Below are 1,123 nucleotides of genomic sequence, written 5' to 3'. Positions count from 1 at the left end.
ATATAGCAATCCTAAATGAGTTGTGAAAAATTACACATAACGATAAGCTGGATCTAATTAATATAGAAAATACACAACTCCCTATATGAAAGAATTGATAGAATTTATCCAAGGGAACCCAGATAAAAGAGAATTGAAACGAGCGCTGGCTGTACAAATGGTGATGGAAAGTTACACTCATTCTCAGATTACAGAAATTTTGCACGTATCTTTAGGCTTTGTCAATAAGTGGAAATATATTTTTGTGGAACAGGGGGTTGCAGGGTTAAAACTTAAATATCAAGGTTCGAGAGGTTATCTTGATAGCAAACAAAAACAAACAGTGATTGAATGGCTTAAACAAAAAAAATACTGGCATTTAAATGAACTAAAAGAGTACATAGAAGAAAGTTTCAATATAGCATTTGAGTCAAACCAAAGCTATTATGACCTATTTAAAGAAGCATCTATAAGTTGGAAAAAAACACAAAAAAAGAACCCACGCAAAGACGAGGAGTTAGTAGCAAAAAAAAACTAGAAATTACAGCATGGCTTAATGCACATCAAAGTGAGATTGTGTCTGGAGAAATGGTTGTATTTTTTGAGGATGAGTGTCATTTGTTGTGGGGAGACATTTGTGGTTATATTTGGGGTAATACTCAAGAAAGAATTGAAGTTCCAGTTCTTAACGAAAGACAAAGACAGACATACTTTGGCGCACTGAATTATTACACACAAGAATTTTTAATTAAGCCGTTCAAAAAAGGTGATTCTAAATCGGCAATTGCATTCGTAGAATACCTGCTTACTCAATATCCTAAAAGCCGCATTAGTTTGATTTGGGATGGAGCTAGTTATCACCGTTCAGTTGAATTTCAAGATTATTTAAAATCTGTAAATCAGGGGCTAAACGAGAACGAATGGAAAGTTACTTGTATTCGCTTCGCTCCTAATGATCCGACACAAAACCCAGTGGAAGATATTTGGTTATCTGCTAAAAAGTTTATTAGAGAATATTATCATTTATGTAAATCTTTTACTATTGTCAAGCGTTTATTTGAACTCGCTGTTCACCATGAAATATTTAATTTCCCAAAAATATTTATGTATGATTGATTTTCACAAATGATTTAGGATTGCTATA

General features: G+C 32.9%; 1 protein-coding gene. It reads left to right on the top strand.

Translation table 11 applies throughout. From position 1 onward, the window contains the following. The first annotated feature begins 85 nt into the window (after positions 1 to 85). Positions 86 to 1,095, top strand: a protein-coding gene (locus tag ABF638_RS38085; protein ID WP_435027903.1) for an IS630 family transposase whose coding sequence is annotated in 2 segments (ribosomal slippage) — positions 86 to 506 and positions 506 to 1,095 — 1,011 coding nt in all. Because the reading frame shifts where the segments join, the coding sequence is not laid out codon by codon here. The last annotated feature ends 28 nt before the right edge of the window (positions 1,096 to 1,123 follow it).

This window comes from Nostoc sp. CALU 1950, assembly GCF_051172895.1.
Lineage (GTDB): Bacteria > Cyanobacteriota > Cyanobacteriia > Cyanobacteriales > Nostocaceae > Nostoc > Nostoc edaphicum_A.
This window is presented reverse-complemented; position numbering and strand designations above follow the sequence as displayed.